Consider the following 18,630-nt stretch of genomic DNA (forward strand, 5'->3'; position numbering starts at 1 on the left):
AAAAAGGCCAGTATGCGGTAGCATACGGCCTTTCCTGCAAGAAAGATTGCCATGAGCTACACACAATTGACCCAAGACGAACGATACCATATCCAATACCTGTCCCGCCACTGCACCATCGCCGAAATCGCCAAACAGCTCAACCGCCACAAAAGCACCATCAGCCGAGAAATCAAGCGGCACTGCATCCAAGGACAGCAATACAGCGCCGAAAAAGCACAGAAGCAAAGCCGGCTGACCAAACAGCACCGGCGAAAACCCTATAAGCTCGATTCGCAGCTGGTTCAACACATCGACACCCTTATCCGCCGCAAACTCAGTCCCGAACAAGTATGTGCCTACCTGCATAAACACCACGGGATCACACTCCATCACAGCACCGTTTACCGCTACCTTCGCCAAGACAAAAGCAACGGCGGCACTTTGTGGCAACATCTCAGAATATGCAGCAAACCCTACCGCAAACGCTACGGCAGCACATGGACCAGAGGCAAAGTGCCCAACCGCGTCGGCATAGAGAACCGACCTGCTATCGTCGACCAGAAAACCCGCATCGGCGATTGGGAGGCCGACACCATCGTCGGCAAAAATCAGAAAAGCGCGTTATTGACCTTGGTCGAACGCGTTACCCGCTACACCATCATCTGCAAATTAAAGAACTTAAAAGCCGAAGACACTGCCCGGGCGGCCATTAGGGTATTAAAGGCATATAAAGCCAGAGTCCACACCATCACCATGGATAACGGCAAAGAGTTCTACCAACACACCAAAATAGCCAAAGCATTGAAGGCGAAAACCTATTTTTGCCGCCCTTACCATTCTTGGGAGAAAGGGCTGAATGAGAACACCAATGGACTCATCCGGCAATATTTCCCCAAACAAACCGATTTCCGAAACATCAGCGATCGGGAGATACGCAGGGTTCAAGATGAGTTGAACCACCGGCCGAGAAAAACACTTGGCTACGAAACGCCAAGTGTTTTATTCTTAAATCTGTTCCAACCACTGGTACCCTAGTGTTGCACTTGAAATCCGAATCCAAGAAAGCCTAAAATTCGAATACTTAATCAATAAAGGTCGTCTGAAAACGGGCATCGTAGGCTTTCAGACGACCTTTGCGGCATTTTCAAGCCGATGGATAGGGTTTTGCAATCAATATAGACAGCTTGAACCTTCCGTCTTAAGGACGGTAGAATCAGTCATTTCAATGCAGCAGTTCGAAGTTTTGTTGAAACTGCCGTATATCCTAAATAATCAGATATATATCATGAGTACCGAAACCAAAAACTACATTACACCCGTTGGTTGGCAGGCGTTGAAAGACGAGCTATATCAACTGGTCAATAAAGAACGTCCCGAAATCGTCCAAATCGTCAACTGGGCGGCAAGCAACGGCGACCGCAGCGAAAACGGCGACTATCTTTACGGCAAACGCCGTATGCGCGAAATCGACCGCCGCATCCGTTTTCTGACCAAGCGTTTGGAAGCCGCCGTCGTCGTCGATCCTGAATTGCGCGAAGCGACCGACCAAGTGTTTTTCGGCGCAACCGTCGGACTGTTGCGCGGCGACGGGCGTGAGCAAACCGTGAAAATCGTCGGCGTCGATGAAATCGATACCGCTCAAAACAAAATTTCTTGGATTTCCCCGTTGGCGCGTTGTCTGATTAAAGCGAGAGAAGGGGACGAAGTCATCTTGAATACACCGGAAGGGCGCGAGGAGATTGAGATTTTGTCGGTGGAATATATACGGATAGATTAAATCTCTCGCAAGCATAAGAGATAGGTCGTCTGAAAACTTTACCAATACGTTTTCAGACGACCTTTCCCATAAAAAAACACCGCTTTTGCAAGCGGTGTCCGGTAAAGCATAAATTATTTGCGCAGACCCAAGCGGGTAATCAGGTTGCGGTATGTATCAGGTTGGGTACGGCGCAAGTAAGACAACAGACGGCGACGTTGGCTGACCATTTTCAACAGGCCGCGACGGCTGTGGTGGTCTTTAGGGTTGGCTTTGAAGTGGGGAGTCAGGTCGTTGATGCGGAAAGTCAACAGAGCGACTTGTACTTCAGAAGAGCCGGTATCGCCTTCTTTGCGTTGGAAATCTTTAACAATTTGTGCTTTTTGTTCTACGGTCAATGCCATGATGGATAACTCCGAAAAATAAAAGAACCGTTATTCGGTTCGGACAAGTTTGACGAGCGCGAACCCGTTCAAACTCCTGAAGTCTTTTTGTGAAGACGGGCGGATTATGCCACAGTTTCATCTGTTTTGCACGGCTGAATCCTGTTTTTGATACGAAATTGTGGAAATGTCGTCTGAAAATGTATCGGGGTGTGGCGTAAAGTATGTGCGAGAAGTTTTGATTCGGTGCATTTTACAGCAGGTTAAAATGGAAAATATTCCCATCATTCCTGAACTTCCTGAACAGGCGTGAATCCGGGCTTTTGATTTCGGCAAGATTCAGCGATTATTGCGGATTGCCGCTTGAACAGAAATGGCGGCGTGGGTACTTTTTTTGAATTTCAGCGAATGGGTAGGGCTTTTCGGAAGGGCGTGGGTTTTGTAGTAAAATAGACGCTGATCGACGGCATGAAGAGGTCGTCTGAAATTTAAAAGAGCTTTGATATTATGAATTTTTTTAGAAAAACAGCCTTGTTTTTGCTCGTTTTGTCCGTATTGGCTGCCTGCGGTTCGTTTGTTTCGCAATATGTTTTAGGGATGAATCCCTGCGTATTGTGCATCGTGCAGCGTTTGTGCGTATTGGCGGTCGGGGTGGCGGCTTTGCTGGCGGTATTTTTCCGTCAGTCTTCCAAAGTGGGGCGGACGTTTTCCGCTTTGCTTATCAGCGCGCCTGCTGTGTACGGGATAGGGACGGCGGCTTATCAGTTGTGGTTGCAAAGCCTGCCGCCGGGTACGGCACCTTCCTGCGGTGCTCCGTGGACGTTCCGCTTGAAGGACTGGCCGTTGTTTGACTGGTTCGAACCCATCGTGCGCGGCTTCGGCAATTGCGCCGTACCGGATTATTTTTTGGGTGTCGCGCTGCCGGTTTGGAGCATCGCTTATTTTTGTTTCGTTGTCGTATTGGTTTGGTTTGCTTGGTTGAAAACGAAATAAATGTCCGGAATTTAAAAAAGGTCGTCTGAAAATTCGTTTTCAGACGACCTTTGCTTATGGGGAATGACTTACATCACATCCAACACGTCAATGCCCAGCAAATCCAAGCCTTGTTTCAGCGTGTCGCCGGTGAGCTTTGCCAGTTGTAGGCGGCTGTTGCGGGTTGCGCCTTCGGCTTTGAGTATCGGGCAGGCTTCGTAGAAGCGGCTGAACAGGGTGGCGGTTTGGTAGAGGTAGGCGGCGAGGTAGTGCGGATATGCCGTGTCCGCCACGCTTTGCAGCACGTCTTCGAATTTCAGAAGCTCGGCGGCAAGCTGTTTTTCCAGCGGTTCGGTCAAAACGGTTGGCGCGGCCACGTCCCATTCGCCTGCTTTGCGGAACACGCTTTGCACGCGGGTGTAGGCGTATTGCAGGTAGGGGGCGGTGTTGCCTTCAAACGAGAGCATGGCGTCCCAGTCGAACACATAATCGCTGGTGCGGTTTTTGCTCAAATCGGCGTATTTGACCGCGCCGATGCCGACGGTTTTGCCGATTTTAGCGGCTTCATCCGCGCCCAATTCGGGGTTTTTCTCTTTCACCAAAGCCGTGGCGCGCTCGACGGCTTCGGTCAGCAGGTCAACCAGTTTTACAGTGTCGCCGCTGCGCGTTTTGAACGGTTTGCCGTCTTTGCCCATCATGGTGCCGAAGCCGATAAACTCGGCTTTTGCATCTTCCGGCAGATAGCCTGCTTTGCGGGAAGTGGTGAAAAGTTGTTCGAAGTGCAAGGCTTGGCGGTGGTCGACGACGTACAGCAGGCGGTCGGCTTTCAGACGACCTATGCGGTAGCGCAGGCACGCCAAATCAGTGGAGGCGTAGAGGAAGCCGCCGCCTTGTTTTTGCACGATAAATGCGGCGGGTTCGCCTTCTTTATTTTTAAACTCGTCCAAGAACACGACTTTCGCGCCGTCGTCTTCAACAGCCAGACCTTTTTGAACCAAATCATCGACAACGGGCTGCAAATCGTCGTTGTATTTCGATTCGCCCGCCACGTCCTCAGGACGCAGCTTCAAGCCCAACGTGTCATAAACGGCTTGGGCGTGCGAGAGCGAAATATCGACAAACTGTTTCCACAACGCCAACACGGTTTCATCGCCGCCTTGCAGCTTCACAACGTATTCACGTGCGGTGTCGGCAAAGGCGGGGTCTTCGTCAAAGCGCACTTTGGCTGCGCGGTAAAACTGCTCCAAGTCCGCCAGCTCGAACGCGGCGTTGTCTTTTTGCTGCTCGACCAGATAAGCGACCAACATGCCGAACTGCGTACCCCAGTCGCCGACGTGGTTTTGGCGGATGACGGTGTTGCCCATGAATTCCAATACGCGCGAAATGCTGTCGCCGATGATGCTGGAACGCAGATGACCGACGTGCATCTCTTTCGCCAGATTGGGCGAGGAATAGTCGATGACGACAGTTTGCGGTTTGTCGGTTTTTGCCACGCCGAAACGCGCGTCATTCAAGGCCGCATGAATATTTTGGGCGAGAAATTCAGGACGCAGGCGCAGGTTGATAAAGCCGGGGCCGGCCACTTCCGCGCTTTCAATCACGGCGTTGTCCGCCAATGTTTCGGCAACCTTTTGCGCCAATTCGCGCGGATTTTGTTTGGCTTTTTTCGCCGCACCCATCACGCCGTTGATTTGGAAATCGCCGTGTTCGGCGTTTTTGGTCGGCTGCAAAACAACGGGGCTGTCGGCGATGCCTGCGGCGGCAAAGGCGGCGGCGGCTTCGCGTTCGACGGTTTGATGTAGGTTCATGAAGATCGGTCTTTCGGTTAAATTCAAATCAGGCGGTATTTTAAAAGAATTTGGGGTGTTGAAACAGGGTTAAGGTAAAAGGTCGTCTGAAAAAATGTGGATGGTTTCGGCGTAACCTGCCATGCCCGTTTTCAGATGACCTTTTAATGATGGCAGCGTTTGGGAAAATTCAACGGACAAGGTTCCAAGCCATTTTTATGGCAATCAGCAGCAGCATGATGCCGAAGGAGATTTTAAGCTGGCGGGCGGGGAGTTTGTGCGCGGTTTTGACGCCGATCGGGGCAAAAATAATGGTTGCGATGCTGAGGATGGCAACGGCGGGTAGATAGAGGAAGCCGCCGGAGCCGTGTGGCAGGTCGGGAACGTTCCAGCCGGTAACGAGATAGCCGATTGTGCCGGCGAGCGCAATCGGCCAGGCGAGGCCGGAGGATGTGCCGATGGCGCGGTGGGCGGGGAAGTTGCAATACATCAGGAAGGGGACGGACAGCGAGCCGCCGCCGATGCCGACCCAGCTCGAAGCTGCGCCGAACAATGTGCCGACCGCGCTTAAGCCGGGTAGGGCGGGCAGGTGGCGCGAGGCTTTGGGTTTGGAGTCTGTCAGGGTTTTGAGGGCGATGAGGGTAAGGAATACGATAAAGAAGATTTGCAGGGCGCGGGTAGGCATGTATTTGGCGGTGACCGCGCCGATCAGTACGCCGAATATCATGGAGGGGGTCATACGGCGGACAGTCTGCCAGTCGATGGCGCTTTTTTTGTGCTGCGCGTACATGCTGGAGAAGGTGGTGAAAACCATGACAGCGAAGGATGTGCCGATGGCGAGATGTTGGGCGTAGGGGTGGCTGCTGATGCCTTGCAGTTGCAGTGTCCACAAGACGACGGGGACGACCAACGTACCGCCGCCTACGCCGAACAATCCCGCAATAAAGCCCGCCGCGCTTCCGACGGCGAGCAGGGCGAGGATAATATCCCAAGTCCACATTTTTCAGACGACCTTTTTGGTTTTACGGCGTTTTTTCAACCATCGCCATACCGCCATGATGTAGCCGGATAGGCTGTAACCCAGGAAAAACAGAAAAAGTACAAGCGAAGGTTTCCAGTTGATGAGCAGCAAGACCAACACGGTAAGCACCATGCCCATAAACGGGACTTGGCGGCGGATGTTGATTTCTTTAAAGCTCCAAAACGGGATTTGGACAATCATGGAAATGCCGGCGAAAAGCGTGATGCCCAAAGCCCACCAATGCACGCCGGGGAAGCGTTCGATGCTGTGGTTGACCCAAATCAGGCCGACAATCAACGCGGCGGCGGTCGGACTGGGAACGCCGATGAACCAGCGTTTATCGACTTTGCCGATAAGCGTATTGAAGAGGGCGAGGCGCAGGGCGGCGCAGGCGCAGTAGATGAAGGCGACGGAATAACCGATTTTGCCAAACTGCCAAAGCTGCCATTTATAGGCAATCAAGGCGGGCGCAACGCCGAAACTGACCATGTCGGCAAGGCTGTCGAGCTGTTCGCCGAATGCGCTTTGGCTGTTGGTCAGCCGTGCCACGCGACCGTCCATGCCGTCGAGCAGCATGGAGAGGAATACTGCAATCGCTGCCGTCTCATAACGCCCGTGCATGGATTGGGTGATGGCGAAAAAGGCGCAGAACAACGCGGCGATGGTAAAGGAGTTGGGCAGCAGGTAAATACTGTTCCGGCGCAGCGAATTTCGCGGCGGGATTGGCGGTTGGTTTTGCATGTTGTCCATAATCGTTTGATGATGCAGTACAAAGCAGATGGAGGGATTATACCGTATTGAGATGAAAATGATTCCGGAATGTGCAGGAGGTCGTCTGAAAATGTGTGAATACAACTTGGTTTGTTCACTTTCAGACGACCTTTTTACCGAAATATGAGTTTTGCTGTCTTTCTAAAAAACAGGAACAATCAGCCGTAAATTGCCGTATTTTTGTCAAATCCGAACAACCAAACAATAGCGTACAACGTGGGCTTTGCCCGCGAGGATCATGATTGGCCTGCGGACTCGGCATTCATGCCATATCGGCGAAAGGGGTTCGTGAGGGACGGGCCGTCTGAAAACAGGCGGATCAAATTTTGTCAAAGCAAATGTTCAAATAATAAGCGCAAAGAAAAAGCATCAGAACCGTCATTCATCCGGATTTTTGGTTTTCGGAAGGATTAGGAACGCCATTATTCCAAATCTCCGGATTCATACCTGCGCGAGAATAACGGCAAGGGCGGTTTCTATTTTAATCGACCCTGTTTTCAGACGACCTTTTTCATTCAAGCCGACGGTTAATCAAACAATTCCCGCTGCGCCTGCTCTTTGGTCACGCGCACGTCGGTTTCGCCGTCGGCAAAAGTGATGTGCAGTTTCTGCCCTTGCTTTAAAACATCGGCGTTGCGGATGACTTGTCCGCGTGTGTTTTTGACGACGGAGAAGCCGCGCTCCAGAATCTGCTGCGGCGATACGGCTTCGAGCAGGGCGGTTTGGGCGGTCAGGCTTTGTCGGCGGTGGGCGAGCAGTTGGCGGAAGGCGTGCGACAAGGTCGTCTGAAAACGGTCGATGTCTTGCCGGTAAACGGAAATATCGGGGCGGCAATGTTTCAGGGCTTGGGTTTGGCGTTCGAAACGGGCGGTGTGGGCGCGGACGTTTTGCGTCATCGAGTAGGACAGGGTTTGCGCCAGTTTGCGGATGTAGGTGCGCTGTTCGTCGAGTTTTTGGTGCGGGTGGTGGATTTGCCGCGCGAGCCAGTCGAGCTTTTGGCTTGCATCGAAATAGCGTTGTTCCAAAACGGTTTTCAGACGACCTTTGGCTTGGGCGAGGCGGTGTAACGATTCTTGGCGGTTGGGGCTGACCAGTTCCGCCGCGCCGGTCGGCGTGGGCGCGCGCACGTCGGCGACGAAATCGGCGAGCGTGAAATCGGTTTCGTGTCCCACGCCGCTGACGATGGGAATCGCGCAGGCTTCGATGGCGCGCACGACCGGCTCTTCGTTAAACGCCCATAAGTCTTCAATGCTGCCGCCGCCGCGACAGACAATCAACACATCGCATTCGGCGCGTTGCGATGCGGTTTTAATTGCTTGGGCAATCTGAAACTCGCTGCCCGCGCCTTGAACGGAGGTCGGATAAACGATGACGGGAATTTCGGGCGCACGGCGTTTCAGGGTGGTAACGACATCGCGCAATGCCGCCGCCGCCAGACTGGTTACGATGCCGATACATTGAGGGCGGGCAGGCAAAAGTTTCTTGAGTTCCGCCGCAAACGCGCCTTCCGCCTGCAACTGCGCCTTCAGCCGCTCGTAGGCTTCGTAAAGCTGCCCCAAGCCTTTGAGCCGTACCTCGTTCACGGTAATCTGAAATTCGCCCCGCGCCTCATAAATACTGATTTTGCCCGCTACTTCGATATGGTCGCCTTCTTTCAAAGGTTTTGCCAAACGCGCCGCCGCACCCTTGAACATCGCGCAACGCACCTGCGCGCGGCTGTCTTTAAGCGAGAAATAATAATGCCCGCTGGCGGCACGGGTCAGATTGGACACTTCGCCCGCAATCCACAAGCCGGCAAGATGGTCTTCCAGCAAGGCTTTGGCGAGGGCATTGAGTTCGGATACGGAAATGGAGGAGGGCGCGAAAAGTTCGGACATTGGGGCGGAGATAAATGGGGAAAGGTTGGATTATAAGGGGTTTCAGACAAGGTTTGTATGGGAAAGGTCGTCTGAAAGAAGTCTTTGCCAGATATTATTTTAATAGTATATTGTCCAACCTATAAACGAAAACATTACGGGATACTGTTATGAAACATATTTTGATTGATTTTGAAAACGTCCAACCGGAAGCATCGCAATTGAGCGGAGTGGATGACGAAAACTGCCATATCTGGCTTTTTCTGGGAAAGCTGCAACAAAAAACTTTGTCGGTAGAGCTTTGCGAAGCCTTATGCAGGTTTGGAAAAAATGTTCATTTCGTACGGGTTGCAAAGACAGGCAAAAATGCTTTGGATTTTTATCTTGCCTATTATTTAGGCAAGATTACGGAACAGGACAAGGAGGCATTGATATGCATTCTTTCGAGGGACGGGGGATTTGATGTTTTAGTCGAACATTTGGAAGATACGCATTTGTGTAAGGGTATTGTCAGATTGGGAAGTTTGGAGGATGCAGGGAAGAATGAGGAATTGTTATTGGAAATGAAAAAACAACAGATAGGACAAGAACCTAATCTTTCAAAGGATAAGCACTCCGCCGAAGAAGCGGAAATTGTGTATTCTGAACCTGTTGCTTTACATCAATCTCCTACATTTATTAATTCATGTGTACGAAAGGTAATTGCAGCATTAATTCCGCCCAGTGCTTTCAGACCGACCGTTTTTCACAATTTGGAATCGCGCTTGCATTCTGTTTTGTATCAAGAATTAATCCCCTTTAATCAAGAACAACAAAATGAAATAGTTGGGAAAATTATCCAAAGTATGCTTAATAAAAAACTGATTTCGTTCAATCCTGATACTAATTTTGTGAATTATCACATTAGCAGTAATGATATTTTAGAGAAGTTGACGTGCAAGCTGATTGAATCAAAAAGTAAAACGGTACAGGGCGCTAGAAATGTTCTGCGTTCGCAATCTAAAATATTTTGTTTGGAAGTGGAAGAAAATACATTAGATGATATTTTAAAATACTGCGAATCCCAGCAATTGATACGTATCAAAGGCGACAAGATAGAATATGCCCCTTTCCCTTTGGAGATTCAAATTCCGAAACGGATTGATATTATCAGCAAAGAAGAAGATATTAAGATAATGGATACAGTACAGAAATTTTTTAATAAGTCAGCTAAAAATAAACCAAAAACCAAAAAAGCAATAATCAATTCTTTCAAATCCATTCTGAAATTATCGGATGACCATATTGAAAAATTAATTAATGTGCTTGCCAGTCAGAAAAAACTTTCTATTGATAATTTAGGGAAAGTGAACTATCCAAAAAAATAAGGTTTGCCTGTTTTGGATATTTCCCTTATCCATACTCCAAAAGATGCCCGAATGCCCAAACTCCATCAAATCATCGAACGCCATTGGCAACGCCCCAATCCGTTTTTATCTTTCCTGCTCAAACCCTTATCCAAACTGTTTGCCAAAATTGCGGCGAAACGGCGCGATGATTTCGTTTCAGGCCGTCTGAAAAGCGAAAAGCTGTCCGTGCCCGTGGTCGTGGTCGGCAATATCCACGCGGGCGGGACGGGGAAAACGCCGATTGTCGCCGCGCTGGTGTCGGGTTTGCAGGAAAAAGGCATCAAGGTCGGCATCATCAGCCGGGGCTACGGGCGCAAGAGCAAGGCGGTTCATGTATTGAATGCCGCGAGCCGTGCGGAAGATGCGGGTGACGAGCCTTTGCTGCTGTTCCGCAAAACCGGCGCACCGACGGCGGTGGGCAGCAGCCGTGCGGAGGCAGGCAGGGCGTTGCTGGCGGCGCACCCTGACATCGGGCTGATTGTGGCAGACGACGGTTTGCAGCATTATGCCCTGCGGCGGGATGTGGAAATCGCGGTGTTTCCGGCGGCGGATACGGGGCGGACGGATTTGGATTTACTGCCCAACGGCGGTTTGCGCGAACCTTTGTCGCGTTTGGATTCGGTGGATGCGGTCGTCGTCAGCGGCGGTCAGGCGGATGCGTCGTTTGCGCCGTCTGAAAACATGTTTCACAGCAGTATCGAAACGGGACGGATTTACCGTTTGAACCAGCCGTCCGAAATACTGGATACAGGTCGTCTGAAAAACCAAACCGTCGCCGCCGTGGCAGGTATCGCCAAACCGGAGCGTTTTTTTGATTCGCTGCGGAACATGGGCATCACCTTGAACCAAACCGTCGCGCTGCCCGACCATGCCGACATCGCAGCGGCAGATTTGCCCAATGCGGACGCGGTCATTATTACGGAAAAGGATGCGGTCAAGTTTTCAGCCGGCCTCAATCTGAATCATGTATGGGTGTTGCCTGTTTGTGCGATAATCGAACCTGATTTGGCGGAATTTGTGTTGGAGCAGTTAGGTCTTGCCGAAGAGGCCGTCTGAAAATATTCTGTAGGTCAGGCATTCATGCCTGGCAAGCCGTCTTATTTGGGAAACATCGTCTGAACATTTGTATTTTTGTTTTTAGAAGGAGAGGAAGATGAAATTGAAAACCCTGTTGCTGCCCCTTACTGCCTTTGCATTGTGTGCCAACGCATTTGCCGCTACACCCAGCGATGCGTCGCTGGAGCGTCTGTTTGAAGTGCAGAAGATGGATGCCCTGTTAGACCAGTCTTTCCAAAGTATGGAAGGCATTGTACTTTCCGATCCGAATGTACAGAAATTTTTAAAAGATGCGCCGGAAGACAAACGTCCGCAATTGGAGGCGGTATTGAAAAAGTATGCAAACCAATCGATTGCCGAAATCAACACGCCGCAAGTGCGCGCCCAGTTGCGTAAAGCGGCTTTAGACGGCATGAAGACGGTTTATACGCAGGAAGAAGTCAACGCATTGATTGGCTTTTACAGCACGGCGGTAGGTCAATCGATAATGGACAAAACGCCGCGCTATCTTGAGGCAACGGTGAAACCTATGATGGACATCCTTGCCGGCAAATACACCCAATCCAACCAAAGCGCAAACCTGAGACGTGAAATCCGCCAAATCATGTGCGAAGGCAAAAATCCTGCCCAAGCCTGCGCCAAACAGCCTAACAAACCGGCACGGAAAAAATAATGCCGCTTGAGGTCGTCTGAAAACGAGCGAAGCAAGTTTCGCCAAAACGAGCGAAGCGAGCTTCGCTAAAACCATCAAACCCGAAAGAAACCCCATGGAAAAAAAATTCTTAGACATCCTCGTCTGCCCCGTTACCAAAGGCAGACTGGAATATCATCAGGACAAACAGGAATTGTGGAGCCATCAGGCGAAGCTTGCCTATCCGATTAAAGACGGCATTCCCTATATGCTGGAAAACGAAGCACGAGCGTTGAGCGAAGAGGAACTCAAAGCATGACCGAATTCGTCGTATTGATTCCGGCGCGGCTGGATTCATCGCGCCTACCCGGAAAAGCCTTGGCGGACATCCATGGCAAACCGATGGTCGTGCGCGTTGCCGAACAGGCGGCAAAAAGCAAAGCCGCGCGCGTCGTCGTTGCCACCGACCATCCCGATATTCAGACGGCCTGTCAGGCGCACAGCGTCGAAGTCGTCATGACTTCAAACCGGCACGAAAGCGGCACGACGCGTCTTGCCGAAGCCGCCGCCGCGCTGAAGCTGCCGCAACATCTGGTGGTCGTCAACGTACAGGGCGACGAGCCGCTGATTGCCCCCGAACTCATCGACCGCACCGCCGAAGTCTTGGTGGAAAACAACGTGCAGATGGCGACCGCGGCACACGAATTGCACGATTTCGACGAATTTATGAATCCCAACGTCGTCAAAGTCGTCCTCGACAAAAACCGCAACGCCATCTACTTCAGCCGCGCCCCGATTCCCTATCCACGCGATGCCATGCGCGCCGAAAAACGCGAATTGCCTGCCGAAACCGCCGTCCTGCGCCATATCGGCATCTACGCCTACCGCGCCGGTTTTCTGCAACGCTACGCCGAAATGAGCGTTTCGCCGCTGGAAACCATCGAATCGCTGGAACAACTGCGCGTCCTGTGGCACGGCTACCCGATTGCCGTCGAAACCGCCAAACAAGCCCCTGCCGCCGGCGTAGATACGCAGGAAGATTTGGACAGGGTCCGAGCCGTCTTTGAGGCCGTCTGAAAGGAAAAACATGACCGATTTACGCCATTTGAGCCGCGAAGAGCAAAAACTGCTTGCCGATGTTGCCCTGCTGGTTCAAAACGACGACCAAGAGTTTAACTATGAAATGTTGAAAGCCGCCGCGCCGGACGAAGCCAGCGGCGAGTTTTGGTTCCGTATGGCGGAAACGCTCAGTACGCTGCCGCCGAACCGTTCGCTGGATTTGCGTTTGAACGGGGGCAGGCTGACAGTTGCCGTGTCGATTTTGTCGGTATTGCTGCAAGACAGCCCTGAAATTCCGCAGCTTTGGGCGCAAAAGGTAATTGCGCTCAACTACTTGGCACACGGGCATCAGACCCGCGCGCGCGGTTTGGCGCAGCAGGCGGACAAGGCGGCGGAAGCCAATGAGGAAGAATATTTGGCGAAGACTTTATCGCAAAACCTGCTTTCCACTTTGAAAGACGCATTGGAGCGGTTTCCCGAAGACACATGGTTTGCCGAAATGCGCGATGACGCATGGAAACATTTCGGCGCAGAACAGGCCGTCTGAAGTTTTGAACGATAAACGCAAGCCGTGTAAAATCATTTGAATCACGTTTCAAATCCATACTACTTAACAAGAAGGAACACCCATGAAAGTATTATTGTTAGGCGCGCCGGGTGCGGGTAAAGGCACTCAGGCACAATTCATCACCGCTGCGTTCGGCATTCCGCAAATTTCCACCGGCGACATGCTCCGCGCTGCGATTAAAGCAGGCACGCCGCTGGGTTTGGAAGCGAAAAAAATCATTGACGAAGGCGGCTTGGTGCGCGACGACATCATCATCGGCATGGTGAAAGAACGCATCGCGCAAGACGACTGCAAAAACGGTTTCTTGTTTGACGGCTTCCCGCGCACGCTGGCACAAGCCGAAGCGATGGTTGAAGCGGGCGTGGATTTGGACGCGGTCGTTGAAATCGACGTACCCGACAGCGTGATTGTCGACCGCATGAGCGGCCGCCGCGTCCACTTGGCTTCCGGCCGCACCTACCACGTTACCTACAATCCGCCCAAAGTCGAAGGCAAAGACGACGTAACCGGCGAAGATTTGATTCAGCGCGACGACGACAAAGAAGAAACCGTCAAAAAACGCCTTGCCGTTTACCACGAGCAAACCGAAGTGCTGGTCGATTTTTACAGCAAGCTGGAAGGCGAACACGCGCCGAAATACATCAAAGTTGACGGCACTCAGCCGGTAGAAGCCGTGAAAGCCGAAGTATTGGGCGCATTGGGCAAATAAATCGAAAAGGTCGTACCCACGGGCAGGCTTCGCACTCTGAAAACAGAAAATCAGGTTTTCAGACGACCTGTTTTTGACAAACAGCGTGTTGCAACCGAAAAATAATCATTCGGCGTCATTCCCGCGCAGGCGGGAATCCATTTCTGAATTTGGGCAATCGCTAGTTTAAATTTGATGAACTGAGTTTTATCAATGGATTCCCGCCTGCGCGGGAATGACGGCTGATGTGCCGGTTCAAATTCATCCGAAACAGTTTGTCGGGGGCTTGAGTCCGCGTAGGTCGGACATCAATGCCCGACCTACGGTTTGAATTTACGTTGTTATAGTGGATTAACAAAAATCAGGACAAGGCGACGAAGCCGCAGACAGTACAGATAGTACGGAACCGATTCACTTGGTGCTTCAGCACCTTAGAGAATCGTTCTCTTTGAGCTAAGGCGAAGCAACGCCGTACTGGTTTAAAGTTAATCCACTATACTGCGAAAAAGACGATAAAGGTCGTCTGAAAATCCGAAACGAAAACACCATGAATCCTTTAATCACCGACTTCCAAACTCCGCCACAACGCACCCCCGTCATCGTTGCCCTTGATTTTGCCAACGAAAAAGATACGCTCGGATTCGTCCGCAACCTTGATCCGACCTTGTGCCAAATCAAAATCGGCAAAGAGCTGTTTACCGCCACGGGACGCAGTTTGGCGGAAAGCCTGATTCATCAGGGTTTCAAACTCTTTCTCGATTTGAAATACCACGACATTCCCCACACCGTCGCGCAAGCCTGCAAAGTCGCCGCCGACATGGGCGTGTGGATGGTCGATATGCACGCATCGGGCGGCCGCCGCATGATGGAAGCCGCCGCCGAAGCCGTTGCCGGATACGGCACGAAGCCGCTCTTAATCGGCGTAACCGTGTTGACCAGCATGGAACAGAGCGATTTGGCGGAAATCGGTTTGAACATCGCCCCTGAAGAACAAGTCATCCGCTTGGCGAAACTGGCGCAAAGTTCGGGCTTGGACGGCGTGGTCTGCTCCGCCCAAGAAGCCGCGCCGCTGCGCCGCGAATTGGGACAGGATTTTGTCTTGGTAACGCCCGGCATCCGTTTGGACGTTGCCGGCAACAACGACGACCAACGCCGCATCATGACGCCTGCCGAAGCATTGGCGGCAGGTTCGACTTATCTGGTGATGGGCCGCCCCGTTACCCAAGCCGCCGATCCGGTAGCCGTATTGCGCGAAGTGAACCGCGTGGCGAACCTTGAAGCAAACTGATTTTCAGACGACCTTACAGGTTGAGGCCGTCTGAAAAAACACAACGGAGGCAATATGCCCACCAAGTTCCAACAAGAAACCCTCAAATCCCGTTTCGCGCAAGCCAAAGTCCTTGTTGTCGGCGACGTGATGCTCGACCGTTATTGGTTTGGCGATGTGTCCCGTATTTCGCCCGAAGCGCCCGTGCCGGTGGCCAAAATCGGACGAATCGACCAACGGGCGGGCGGTGCGGCGAATGTTGCGCGCAACATCGCTTCGTTGGGCGGCAAAGCAGGGCTGTTGTCGGTAACCGGCGACGACGAAGCCGCCGACGCGCTCGATGCGCTGATGGCGCAAGACGGCGTCGCCTCCTATCTGATGCGCGACAAACAAATCGCCACCACCGTCAAACTGCGCGTCGTCGCCCGCAACCAGCAGCTTATCCGCCTTGATTTTGAAGAACATCCCAACCGCGAAGTGTTGGAGCAAATCAAGCAGAAATACCGCGAAGTATTGCCCGAATACGACGCAATCATTTTTTCAGACTACGGCAAAGGCGGCCTGTCGCACATCTCCGATATGATAGATTGGGCAAAACACGCAGGTAAAACCGTATTAATCGACCCCAAAGGCGACGATTACGAAAAATACGCTGGCGCCACGCTGATTACGCCCAATAGAGCCGAATTAAAAGAAGTGGTCGGCAGTTGGAAAAACGAAAGCGAGCTGACCGAAAAAGCGCAAAACCTGCGCCGCCACCTCGACCTGACCGCCGTTTTACTGACCCGAAGCGAAGAGGGCATGACCCTGTTCAGCGAAGGCGAACCCATTTACCAGCCCACCCGCGCCCAAGAAGTTTACGACGTATCCGGCGCAGGCGACACCGTCATTGCCGGAGTGGGTTTGGGGCTGGCGGCAGGCTACACCATGCCCGAAGCCATGCACCTCGCCAATACCGCCGCCGGTGTCGTCGTCGCCAAACTCGGCACGGCGGTTTGCTCGTTTGCAGAATTGAACAAAGCATTGGAAGAGCAGTAATTTCTTTTTCAGACGACCCCGTCTTTCCAAGGTCGTCTGAAACGAGTGCAACGAGTTTCGCTAAAACCAAAAAACAAAGGAAACCCAATATGACCATCATCGTAACAGGCGCGGCCGGCTTCATCGGCAGCAACATCGTCAAAGCCCTCAACCAACGCGGTATTACCGACATCGTCGCCGTCGACAACCTGACCCGTGGCGAAAAATTCAAAAACCTTGCCGAGTGCGAAATCACACACTACCTCGACAAACACGAATTCATCCGCCAAGTGCGCGGCCATCTTCTGCCCTACGAAAACATCGAAGCCGTCTTCCATCAAGGTGCGTGTTCCGACACCATGAACCACGACGGCCTCTATATGATGGACAACAATTACCAGTACACGCTCGACCTTTTGGACTGGTGTCAGGACGAACGCATCCCCTTCCTCTACGCCTCCAGTGCCGCCGTGTACGGCAAAGGCGAAATCTTCCGCGAAGAGCGCGAACTTGAAAAACCGCTCAATGTGTACGGCTACTCCAAATTCCTGTTTGACCAAGTATTGCGCCGCCGCATGAAAGAAGGCCTGACCGCACAAGTTGTCGGCTTCCGCTACTTCAACGTTTACGGACAACACGAACAACACAAAGGCCGCATGGCATCCGTCGCCTTCCACCATTTCAACCAATACCGCGAACACGGTTACGTCAACCTGTTCGGAGCCAACGACGGCTACGGCAACGGCGAACAAACCCGCGACTTCGTCAGCGTCGAAGACGTCGCCAAAGTCAACCTCTACTTCTTCGACCACCCCAATCTCTCCGGCATCTACAACCTCGGCACAGGCCGCAGCCAACAGTTCAACGAACTCGCCGCCGCCACCGTCAACGCCTGCCGTGCCGCCGAAGGCAAACCTGAATTGAGCTTAAAAGAGCTGATAGAAGAAGAACTTATCCGCTACATCCCCTTCCCCGATGCGCTCAAAGGCAAATACCAAAGCTTCACCCAAGCCGACATTGCCAAACTGCGCGAAGCCGGATACAAGGAAGAATTTTTGGATGTCAAAGCAGGCGTCGAGCGCTACGTCAAATGGATGCTGGAAAATTTGGCTTGATTTGAAATGCCCATGAAAAAGGTCGTCTGAAAACTCAGATTTAAAGTTTTCAGACGACTTTTTATTGAACCGTTACCTTGTTCAGCGATACAGGAAAACGATGGTTTCGGCGGCTTTGACGCAGCTGTCGACATCGGCGACCAAGGCGATGCGGACGTAGCCTTCGCCTGGGTTGCCCCATTCGGTATCGCGGGCGAGGAAGCGTCCGGGGAGGACTTGGATGGCGGCTTTTTGCCAGAGGTTTTTAGCAAATGCCAAGTCGTCGCCATCTGGTACTTTCAGCCAGATATAGAACGATGCGTCGGGCAGTTTGACATCGAATGCCTGTTGCAAAATGGGGATGACGCGGTCGAATTTTTCCTGATACAGGCGGCGGTTGGCGATGACGTGTTCTTCGTCGTTCCATGCGGCGATGCTGGCGCGTTGGACGGGGATGCTCATTGCACTGCCGTGGTAGGTGCGGTAGAGCAGGAAGTTTTTAAGCAATTCGGCATCGCCTGCGACAAAGCCGGAGCGTAGTCCGGGGACGTTGGAGCGTTTGGAGAGGCTGGTGAACATGACGATATTGCGGTTGCCGCGCCCTAATTGCGCTGCCGCCTGTAAGCCGCCTATGGGTTTGTTGCCGTCGAAATAGATTTCGGAATAGCATTCGTCGGAAGCGATGATGAAACCGTATTTGTCTTGCAGATCAAAGATTTCTTTCCAGTCTTCCAGTTGCAGGACGCTGCCGCTGGGGTTGTTGGGCGAGCAGACGAACATGACTTTGGTGCGTTGCCATACGTCTTCGGTGATGCTTTTCCAATCGGGCTTGAAGGACGGGGCAGGGCAGTTGGCAAAACGGATTTCGCCGCCGCCGAGAATGGCTGCGCCTTCGTAGATTTGGTAGAACGGGTTGGGGCTGAGGACGACGGGTTTGAGGTCGTCTGAAACGGGGTTTAAGACGGTTTGAACGAAGGAAAACAAGGCTTCGCGGCTGCCGAGTACTGGCAGGACTTCCGTGTCGGGATTGACGGTCAGTCCGTCGTAACGGCGGCGCATCCAGTCGGCACAGGCTTGGCGCAGCTCGGGCAGACCTGCGGTCAGGGGGTATTTTTCCAGTTCGTGCAGCGAGGCGGTCAGCGCATTGGTGATGACTTCGGGGGTAGGGTGTTTCGGTTCGCCGATGTGAAGGTGGACGGGGGTGACGCCTTCGGGAGGGTTAATGCCCTGCATGGCTTCGCGCAGGCGGGCAAACGGATAGGGTTGGAGCTGGTCGAGTAGTGGGTTCATGGGTGTTCCAAATGTCTATCGAGACGGTCATCTTAGCATTTTTT

At 52.3% G+C, this 18,630-nt stretch carries 19 protein-coding genes; 13 read left to right on the forward strand and 6 right to left on the reverse strand.

What is annotated here, in order from left to right; genetic code table 11:
* Positions 1-51: 51 nt before the first annotated feature.
* Positions 52-1,017, forward strand: coding sequence for an IS30 family transposase (locus MON37_RS03665; protein WP_242883531.1), 966 nt, complete (start codon positions 52-54; stop codon positions 1,015-1,017).
* A gap of 250 nt (positions 1,018-1,267) precedes the next feature.
* On the forward strand, positions 1,268-1,759 hold the full coding sequence (greB, locus tag MON37_RS03670; protein WP_039407314.1) for a transcription elongation factor GreB: 492 nt from the start codon (positions 1,268-1,270) through the stop codon (positions 1,757-1,759).
* Positions 1,760-1,872: 113 nt separating this feature from the next.
* Here greB and rpsO read toward each other — a convergent pair whose 3' ends face one another.
* Positions 1,873-2,142: a 30S ribosomal protein S15 gene (rpsO, locus tag MON37_RS03675; protein WP_016687799.1), complete on the reverse strand. Its 270-nt coding sequence runs from the start codon at positions 2,140-2,142 to the stop codon at positions 1,873-1,875.
* 486 nt (positions 2,143-2,628) lie between these two features.
* Between rpsO and MON37_RS03680 the strand changes: the two genes are divergently transcribed.
* Positions 2,629-3,114, forward strand: a complete 486-nt coding sequence (locus MON37_RS03680) for a disulfide bond formation protein B (protein WP_039407170.1) — start codon at positions 2,629-2,631, stop codon at positions 3,112-3,114.
* 68 nt (positions 3,115-3,182) lie between these two features.
* On the opposite strand, the gene argS is transcribed toward MON37_RS03680, so the two are convergent.
* The 4 genes from argS to xseA form a co-directional block, all read right to left on the reverse strand.
* On the reverse strand, positions 3,183-4,901 hold the full coding sequence (argS, locus tag MON37_RS03685) for an arginine--tRNA ligase (RefSeq protein WP_039407173.1): 1,719 nt from the start codon (positions 4,899-4,901) through the stop codon (positions 3,183-3,185).
* Positions 4,902-5,070: 169 nt separating this feature from the next.
* Positions 5,071-5,880, reverse strand: coding sequence for a sulfite exporter TauE/SafE family protein (locus MON37_RS03690; protein ID WP_039407177.1), 810 nt, complete (start codon positions 5,878-5,880; stop codon positions 5,071-5,073).
* A gap of 3 nt (positions 5,881-5,883) precedes the next feature.
* A complete protein-coding gene (pssA, locus tag MON37_RS03695; RefSeq protein WP_039407180.1) occupies positions 5,884-6,651 on the reverse strand; it encodes a CDP-diacylglycerol--serine O-phosphatidyltransferase in 768 nt (255 codons plus the stop codon).
* A gap of 548 nt (positions 6,652-7,199) precedes the next feature.
* Complete coding sequence (gene xseA / locus MON37_RS03700; RefSeq protein ID WP_039407183.1) at positions 7,200-8,549, reverse strand: exodeoxyribonuclease VII large subunit; 1,350 nt, start codon at positions 8,547-8,549, stop codon at positions 7,200-7,202.
* A 149-nt stretch (positions 8,550-8,698) separates the two neighbouring features.
* Here xseA and MON37_RS03705 point away from each other — a divergent pair, with 149 nt between their 5' ends.
* The 10 genes from MON37_RS03705 (at position 8,699) to rfaD (ending at position 17,317) form a co-directional block, all read left to right on the forward strand.
* Entirely contained in the window at positions 8,699-9,895 is a 1,197-nt protein-coding gene (locus MON37_RS03705; protein ID WP_052242823.1) for a PIN domain-containing protein, read from the forward strand.
* A 51-nt stretch (positions 9,896-9,946) separates the two neighbouring features.
* On the forward strand, positions 9,947-10,972 hold the full coding sequence (gene lpxK, locus MON37_RS03710) for a tetraacyldisaccharide 4'-kinase (protein ID WP_039407185.1): 1,026 nt from the start codon (positions 9,947-9,949) through the stop codon (positions 10,970-10,972).
* A 97-nt stretch (positions 10,973-11,069) separates the two neighbouring features.
* A complete protein-coding gene (locus MON37_RS03715) occupies positions 11,070-11,645 on the forward strand; it encodes a DUF2059 domain-containing protein (protein WP_039407187.1) in 576 nt (191 codons plus the stop codon).
* 94 nt (positions 11,646-11,739) lie between these two features.
* Entirely contained in the window at positions 11,740-11,922 is a 183-nt protein-coding gene (locus tag MON37_RS03720; RefSeq protein ID WP_039407188.1) for a Trm112 family protein, read from the forward strand.
* Complete coding sequence (gene kdsB / locus MON37_RS03725; RefSeq protein ID WP_039407192.1) at positions 11,919-12,680, forward strand: 3-deoxy-manno-octulosonate cytidylyltransferase; 762 nt, start codon at positions 11,919-11,921, stop codon at positions 12,678-12,680. The genes MON37_RS03720 and kdsB overlap by 4 nt, the downstream gene beginning before the upstream one ends.
* Positions 12,681-12,690: 10 nt before the next feature.
* Positions 12,691-13,209 carry a hypothetical protein gene (locus tag MON37_RS03730; RefSeq protein WP_039407195.1) on the forward strand — a complete coding sequence of 173 codons (519 nt, stop codon included), beginning with the start codon at positions 12,691-12,693 and terminating at the stop codon, positions 13,207-13,209.
* An 82-nt stretch (positions 13,210-13,291) separates the two neighbouring features.
* On the forward strand, positions 13,292-13,939 hold the full coding sequence (gene adk / locus MON37_RS03735; protein WP_002232195.1) for an adenylate kinase: 648 nt from the start codon (positions 13,292-13,294) through the stop codon (positions 13,937-13,939).
* A gap of 526 nt (positions 13,940-14,465) precedes the next feature.
* Positions 14,466-15,206: an orotidine-5'-phosphate decarboxylase gene (gene pyrF / locus MON37_RS03740; RefSeq protein WP_039407201.1), complete on the forward strand. Its 741-nt coding sequence runs from the start codon at positions 14,466-14,468 to the stop codon at positions 15,204-15,206.
* Between the two features lie 54 nt (positions 15,207-15,260).
* The gene (gene hldA / locus MON37_RS03745; RefSeq protein ID WP_019270546.1) at positions 15,261-16,223 is read left to right on the forward strand and encodes an ADP-heptose synthase; all 963 of its coding nucleotides are present in this window, start codon (positions 15,261-15,263) and stop codon (positions 16,221-16,223) included.
* Between the two features lie 89 nt (positions 16,224-16,312).
* Positions 16,313-17,317, forward strand: a complete 1,005-nt coding sequence (gene rfaD, locus MON37_RS03750; RefSeq protein ID WP_039407204.1) for an ADP-glyceromanno-heptose 6-epimerase — start codon at positions 16,313-16,315, stop codon at positions 17,315-17,317.
* An 81-nt stretch (positions 17,318-17,398) separates the two neighbouring features.
* Here rfaD and dapC read toward each other — a convergent pair whose 3' ends face one another.
* Entirely contained in the window at positions 17,399-18,586 is a 1,188-nt protein-coding gene (gene dapC, locus MON37_RS03755) for a succinyldiaminopimelate transaminase (RefSeq protein WP_039407207.1), read from the reverse strand.
* Positions 18,587-18,630 lie beyond the last annotated feature (44 nt).

Source organism: Morococcus cerebrosus (genome assembly GCF_022749515.1).
Lineage (GTDB): Bacteria > Pseudomonadota > Gammaproteobacteria > Burkholderiales > Neisseriaceae > Neisseria > Neisseria cerebrosa.

Bases quoted from the DNA above. Each gene is read 5' to 3' on its own strand.
- MON37_RS03665 (WP_242883531.1), top strand. From the start codon at position 52: ATGAGCTACACACAATTGACCCAAGACGAACGATACCATATCCAATAC.
- greB (WP_039407314.1), top strand. From the start codon at position 1,268: ATGAGTACCGAAACCAAAAACTACATTACACCCGTTGGTTGGCAGGCG.
- rpsO (WP_016687799.1), bottom strand. From the start codon at position 2,142: ATGGCATTGACCGTAGAACAAAAAGCACAAATTGTTAAAGATTTCCAA.
- MON37_RS03680 (WP_039407170.1), top strand. From the start codon at position 2,629: ATGAATTTTTTTAGAAAAACAGCCTTGTTTTTGCTCGTTTTGTCCGTA.
- argS (WP_039407173.1), bottom strand. From the start codon at position 4,901: ATGAACCTACATCAAACCGTCGAACGCGAAGCCGCCGCCGCCTTTGCC.
- MON37_RS03690 (WP_039407177.1), bottom strand. From the start codon at position 5,880: ATGTGGACTTGGGATATTATCCTCGCCCTGCTCGCCGTCGGAAGCGCG.
- pssA (WP_039407180.1), bottom strand. From the start codon at position 6,651: ATGGACAACATGCAAAACCAACCGCCAATCCCGCCGCGAAATTCGCTG.
- xseA (WP_039407183.1), bottom strand. From the start codon at position 8,549: ATGTCCGAACTTTTCGCGCCCTCCTCCATTTCCGTATCCGAACTCAAT.
- MON37_RS03705 (WP_052242823.1), top strand. From the start codon at position 8,699: ATGAAACATATTTTGATTGATTTTGAAAACGTCCAACCGGAAGCATCG.
- lpxK (WP_039407185.1), top strand. From the start codon at position 9,947: ATGCCCAAACTCCATCAAATCATCGAACGCCATTGGCAACGCCCCAAT.
- MON37_RS03715 (WP_039407187.1), top strand. From the start codon at position 11,070: ATGAAATTGAAAACCCTGTTGCTGCCCCTTACTGCCTTTGCATTGTGT.
- MON37_RS03720 (WP_039407188.1), top strand. From the start codon at position 11,740: ATGGAAAAAAAATTCTTAGACATCCTCGTCTGCCCCGTTACCAAAGGC.
- kdsB (WP_039407192.1), top strand. From the start codon at position 11,919: ATGACCGAATTCGTCGTATTGATTCCGGCGCGGCTGGATTCATCGCGC.
- MON37_RS03730 (WP_039407195.1), top strand. From the start codon at position 12,691: ATGACCGATTTACGCCATTTGAGCCGCGAAGAGCAAAAACTGCTTGCC.
- adk (WP_002232195.1), top strand. From the start codon at position 13,292: ATGAAAGTATTATTGTTAGGCGCGCCGGGTGCGGGTAAAGGCACTCAG.
- pyrF (WP_039407201.1), top strand. From the start codon at position 14,466: ATGAATCCTTTAATCACCGACTTCCAAACTCCGCCACAACGCACCCCC.
- hldA (WP_019270546.1), top strand. From the start codon at position 15,261: ATGCCCACCAAGTTCCAACAAGAAACCCTCAAATCCCGTTTCGCGCAA.
- rfaD (WP_039407204.1), top strand. From the start codon at position 16,313: ATGACCATCATCGTAACAGGCGCGGCCGGCTTCATCGGCAGCAACATC.
- dapC (WP_039407207.1), bottom strand. From the start codon at position 18,586: ATGAACCCACTACTCGACCAGCTCCAACCCTATCCGTTTGCCCGCCTG.